Annotated in this window: 6 protein-coding genes and 1 pseudogene; 3 read left to right on the forward strand and 4 right to left on the reverse strand. The window is 58.3% G+C overall.

The features are described from left to right. On the reverse strand, nucleotides 1–887 hold an 887-nt coding region (locus tag QOC89_RS21470), incomplete at its 3' end, for an efflux RND transporter permease subunit (protein ID WP_323046853.1). 246 nt (nucleotides 888–1,133) lie between these two features. Beyond that, nucleotides 1,134–2,156 carry a hypothetical protein gene (locus QOC89_RS21475; RefSeq protein WP_323046854.1) on the reverse strand — a complete coding sequence of 341 codons (1,023 nt, stop codon included), beginning with the start codon at nucleotides 2,154–2,156 and terminating at the stop codon, nucleotides 1,134–1,136. A 404-nt stretch (nucleotides 2,157–2,560) separates the two neighbouring features. Between QOC89_RS21475 and QOC89_RS21480 the strand changes: the two genes are divergently transcribed. The 3 genes and pseudogenes from QOC89_RS21480 to QOC89_RS21490 all read left to right on the forward strand — a co-directional run. Next, a complete protein-coding gene (locus QOC89_RS21480) occupies nucleotides 2,561–3,220 on the forward strand; it encodes a response regulator (RefSeq protein ID WP_323046855.1) in 660 nt (219 codons plus the stop codon). 166 nt (nucleotides 3,221–3,386) lie between these two features. Then, nucleotides 3,387–4,370, forward strand: a complete 984-nt coding sequence (locus QOC89_RS21485; protein WP_323046856.1) for a LysR family transcriptional regulator — start codon at nucleotides 3,387–3,389, stop codon at nucleotides 4,368–4,370. 36 nt (nucleotides 4,371–4,406) lie between these two features. Then, a pseudogene (locus QOC89_RS21490) lies at nucleotides 4,407–4,733 on the forward strand (porin); the annotation flags it as partial. Nucleotides 4,734–4,894: 161 nt separating this feature from the next. On the opposite strand, the gene QOC89_RS21495 reads toward QOC89_RS21490, so the two are convergent. Together QOC89_RS21495 and QOC89_RS21500 are read right to left on the reverse strand one after the other, a co-directional pair. Further along, nucleotides 4,895–5,182 (reverse strand): DUF4148 domain-containing protein, encoded by a 288-nt coding sequence (locus QOC89_RS21495; RefSeq protein WP_323046857.1) that lies wholly within the window; start codon nucleotides 5,180–5,182, stop codon nucleotides 4,895–4,897. A 99-nt stretch (nucleotides 5,183–5,281) separates the two neighbouring features. Beyond that, nucleotides 5,282–5,493: hypothetical protein (locus QOC89_RS21500; protein ID WP_323046858.1), on the reverse strand; the 212-nt coding region annotated here is incomplete at its 5' end.

A 5,493-nucleotide genomic window follows, 5' to 3' on the forward strand; every position in this document is an offset into this window, starting at 1 on the left:
GCGAGTGTCGAAGCGTTGCCGCTCTTGAAGATCTGGATCAGCACCGACTGCTTGCCTTTCACCAGCACCGCGTTCGTCTGCGGTGGCGCGCCGCGATGCACGTAGGCGACGTCGCGCAGATAGACCGTCGCGCCGTTGACCGTCTTGATCGGCATGTTGTTGAACGTCGGCACACTGAGAGGCGTCGAATTCGTTTCAACCATGAAGTCGAGTCCGCCGATCTTCTGGTCGCCCGCAGGAAGGACCACGTTCTGCGCGCTGAGCGCCGCCGCTACGTCCGAAGCCGAGAGGCCGTGCGCCAGCAGCTTGTTCTGGTCCAGATCGATTTCGACGTTCAATGCCGCGCCGCCATACGGATTCGGAATCGAGACGCCCGGCACGCCCACCAGTTGTGGGCGCACCAGGTTAGACGCCATGTCGTACACCTGCGCGGCCGTCATGTTCGGCGCGGAGACCTGAAGGTCCAGCACCGGGACCGAGGACGCGTTGTACACCAGCACTTGAGGCGGCGTGATGCCCGCCGGCATCTGCTTGAGCACGGTCTGCGAGATGGAGGCGACCTGGGCCTGGGCGGCTGCGATGTCGGTGCCCGGTTGAAAGAATATCTTCACGATGCCGGCCCCGTACAGGGACTGGCTCTCGATATGCTCGACGTTAGCCACCGTCGCGGTCAGGGCACGTTCGTAGTAGTAGACCACGCGGCCGGACATATCCTGCGGGGACAGTCCGTTGTAGTTCCACACGACCGCGATCACCGGGATGCGGATAGCGGGAAAGATGTCCGTCGGCGTCTTCAATACGGCCATCGCGCCGAACAGGATGATGAGGATGCTCATCACCACAAAGGTGAGGGGGCGGCGCAAGGCAACCAGGACAATGGCGTTCATGTAAAGGCGTCTGTGTCGGATGAGCATTGCATCGGCGCCCTGATCCTGCGGGAACCGACGAGGTGTGTAAGCAGAGGCCATGATCGCGGGCGCGGCATAAGCGAACAACGCCACTCAGATTAATTTTTATTTAGTTATGGCTTTGTGGCGTGCTGCTGGACACGGCGCCGGCCCTCGAAACGCAAATGGAGGCAGGATCAAGCGCCGCGAATTGGCCAACGCGGAAATCGCCGCCTCGTTGCGAATTCACTGAACCGAAAACACCTGAAGTCCTGCCTCTTGTGCTGAAGGCCCTTTGGTATGAACGACATAGAGCCGTTCGAGCGATGGAATGAGGATCGCTGTTTTGCCGCCGAAAGTATCGACGTGCTGTTCGACGGAATAGTGATTCCTGTCGACCTGGCGCACGACGTCGAGCCCGTTCGACCCGGCAACGTAAAGGCGGCCATGGTGTGGGTCGAAAATAATCTCGTCTGACGTTTCGACGATGTCCAACGCCTGCACAACCGCGCCATTGTCCGTATCGAGCACGAACAGCTTGCCCGGATTACGAGAGCCAATAAACAGCCGGTTCGTGGCGGGATCGAACGCCATTGCCGAGTTGCGGCTCGGCCCCGGCACCTTCCAGATGCCGGTCAACTTGCGGCTTCCAAGATCTATGATCCCGATCTCGTTCCTGTCGCGGAAATTAACGTAAAGACGATTCTTCGCCTTGTCGATCGCCATGGCTTTGATCTGTCCGGCCGGCACACCGATGTTTCCAATCAGGCTTCCGTCAGCCATGGAAATCAGGCTGATCTCAGCGTGATCCTCATGGGATTTAACCCCGCCGTTTCCGACATAGAAAATGCCTGTCCTGTCATCGGCGATACCGCTATCGGGCTGCGCCTTCATAGGGATCATTTTCTTTATCTGAAAGGTTCTGGTATCGACGATCCTGAGACTTGCAGAGCCGGCATCGGCGATGAATAGTTCCTTACCGTTATCGCCCAACAGGATTTTGTGCGGTTCAGTGGCTATATTCTTCTCACTGGCGAGGTGGCCGCCTAGAGGAAGGTCGAAGACTTCAATCGACCCGAAATCTTCCGCGGAAACATAGAGACGGTTACGTGTGAGGTCAGCGGCAAAATGGTCGAAATCGCCTCCTGTCACTGCGGGCAATGGCGTGGTGGACAGAAGTCGAAGGGGTTGATTGACAGGTGCGGCGAGAACCTGTGTGGACAGCACAAGCGTGGCCGCAAGACTGATGGAAAGTAAGCGCTTTTTCATCGTGGGTCCCGGGGGTAATGCCGTGGATACAGGCCGATGCACGTTCGGGGTGCCGCGCTGCGGTGCGACCGGAACGAGTCGACTTTCGTGAGAAACGGTCGATTTATAACCGGGATTCAAGCACTTTCCAGGAACATGTCGGCAATGTAATGAAGATGATCGGTCACGGTAATTCCCGCGACGCTACTGGCCAGTCTGGTTGGTGAATCGCCCTATTGGCGGCACCGTATTTGCAGTCGCTACATGACGAAAAAGTAATCCTGGCGTCAGCGTATGAGCACGCATGGGTTGCGCACAATCTTTACGTGACACAGGAAGCGGTAAAAAGGCAGCAGAATCCATCTCTTTCATTTCTACTCGCGCCGCTTTGTTCTTCCCTGAATCGTTGATGCGAGTGGCCGGTTGTGCGGATTCTTCTTGTTGAGTCAGTCGAGCAGATTGCACGGCGGTTGGCGTCGGTTCTGCGTCATCAAGGCTATACCGTCGATCGGGTGAAGGACGATCGTGAGGCACAGCTTGCGTTAGCGACTCCACGCTATGCACTTGTCGTGGCCGACGTTGTGCCGCCGCGCCGATCGGGTTTCGATTTCCTCGTCCGCTTGCGTCGCTTGAATTGCGACATACCGGTCCTGACCTTCAACGAAGACGCCAGCTCCGCGGATTGCGTGCAAGCTCTCGAAGCCGGCGCGGACGATCATCTGAGCGCCCCTTTCGACACACGCGAACTGATTGCGCGGTGTCGTGCGCTGATACGTCGCTCGCAGGGTCGGAGCACGAATCAGATCAAGCATCGAAAGCTGTTTATCGATACCGTGTCGCGAACGGTGACGCGCGCAGGCATTCCAGTCACGATATCAGCCCGCGAATGGGCCATCCTGCTTCGGCTCATTGCATATCGCGGCATTCCTCAGTCGGTGGCCACGCTTGAAGATTGCATCTACGGGTGGAAGGAAGAAGTGGAAAGCAACACGATTCAGGTTCACATCTCCAAGCTTCGAAAGAAGCTCGGCGCCGATACGATCGAAACGGTTCGTCGGGTCGGATATGTCATTCGCGACGCGTAGTTTGAAGACAGCGCCGTTCGGAATCAGATCTTAAAAGAACCTCAGTGCGTCCTCAGCCAATACATAACGATTCTTTCATCTTTCGGACGGTCTCAGGTAACCACGCCGCCGCTATGCTGAGACCTGCACCGGGAACCCCTTACCTCGGTGTGTGCCGGAGAACACGATGAACCTGGTGGCATCGATACGAATCTTCACCAAAGTTGCGGAGTGCCTGAATTTCGCCGAAGCCGCGAAGCAACTGGGTATATCCAGCTCGGTCGTCACACGTAGCCTCGCCGCGCTTGAAGACCATCTGGGGGTTCGGCTGGTGAACCGTACTACCAGGCGCGTATCGCTGACGGAAACAGGGCGGCTATATTGGGAGCGTTGCATCGAGCTGCTCAGGCAACTCGACGCCATGGAGGAATGCATTGCGTTCGCGGTGGGACAGCCGCTTGGTTCGCTGAGGGTTGCCGCGTCGTCGCTTTACGCGACCACGGATCTTCCCGAGGTGCTGGCCGCTTATCGCGCCCGGGAGCCTCGCATGTGCTTCGAGCTGACCGTGTTCGACAACATGAGCGATGTCGCGGCTAACGAGTTCGATGTCTGCTTCAGTGCGGAACGTCGCTTACGAGACTCGTCGCTGGTTTGCCGGCCGCTCGCACAAACATACGACGTCATTGTTGCGAGTCCACGCTATTTAGCGCGGTGCCCGGCACCGTCCAGGCCCGGCGATCTTGCCTCCCACGACGTTCTCGTCGCGTCGGATGCACCGAGCCGCTACTGGGAGTTTCGCGACGCTCATGGCACGCAGCGCGTCGTGGTCGAGCCGATCATGAACGTACAAAGCCCTCAGGTCGTCAAGCGGGCGGTGCAGGCGGGACTCGGCATTGCGCGCTTACCACGTTCGTTCGTGCGGGACGAACTCGCCAACGGCAGCCTGCGGGAGTTGCTCCACGATTCGTCGCTATGTGGGGACGAACGCACGGTGTGGCTCCTTTATTCAGGGCAGCCGCACATGGCAGCCGCGCTGCGCAGTTTCGTCGATTTCGTGGTGGAGCATTATCGCCAGAGACCCCCGGAAAGCAACGTGAAAAATGACTTACGCGTGGGCAACACGCCGCGGTCAACGAGCAATACTGAATTGCTGAGTGAGCGGATTCTGTAGCTCCTAAAGTGCGAACACCTGACGCCGGGCGCCTCCCTGAGTTCGCAACAGTTCGGTACGTTGACGATGGGGCGGCAATACGATTCGGTGGTGGATTATCTCGTGCCGCTCACGGCAAACGGCAACTGGGGCGGCTACCTGCTGTCGCATCCGTACGATAACGACAACACCGACAACTCGTTTCGTTTGAACAACAGCGTCAAGTACACCAGCAACACCTACGGCGGCGTCACATTTGGCGGCCTGTACGGTTTCAGCAATCAGGCGGGCGGCTTCGCGGACAATCGTTCGTATAGCTTCGGCGCGCAGTACGTGGGCGCCGCGGTGACGGTAGCGGCAGCCTACATGCAGATCAACAATCCGCTATACCGCGTACATCACGGGCGCTGATGCACCGTCGACGAGCCCGAATCAGGTCATGACGCGTATCGGTATTCGCCACACGTTCTAGACGCTTCCCGTTTCCGACCATCGGACGGCCTTCGTCCGATGGGGTAGGGCGCGGCATTCGGATGGCTTCCCGATTAGTCCGACGCCGATTCTGAACGAACGTCGATCGGGTTGGCGGTCTTCGTCAGACTTGTGCCGTCGGCGCCGTGCTGGATTGCGTAGATTTCACGATTCCGCGCGACGGCTCGCGCCGACGGCGGGTAATCCGTTTTCGGTGTATGCACGAGACCATCAGCCTCGGCCTCCACGAGTTGCGACCGCACCTCGGCGCGCGTCAGCCCGGACGGGGACGACTGGGCGAAAGCATTGGCGCCGAACGACAGGCTAAGCAAGGTGACGGCAAAAGCGGTAAGCAGTTTCATGGTGAGTCTCCCGTGAATGAGGAATGTGTGGCTTGCGCGCACGTTTCCTATTCTCGTCATGCCGGCTGTCCGGGTACTGACCCGTGGATTACCGCTTTGTTATCTGAAACTGGTCATGATCGCCAATTGACCGCCAAGTAAGGTATTCGAAATATTTGCTTTGTCTTTCGCGCCCGGCGAATAGAAGAGGACGTGAGCGGCTTTAATTTTTGTACCCGCAAGCGGGGAACATTGCTGCGCATGATCAATCGTTCGGGTGCCTGAATGATGCCGCAACGATGGCGCCGCCCGGAATGCCACGAGGCCGCCGC

The organism is Paraburkholderia sp. (assembly GCF_034668105.1).
GTDB lineage: Bacteria > Pseudomonadota > Gammaproteobacteria > Burkholderiales > Burkholderiaceae > Paraburkholderia.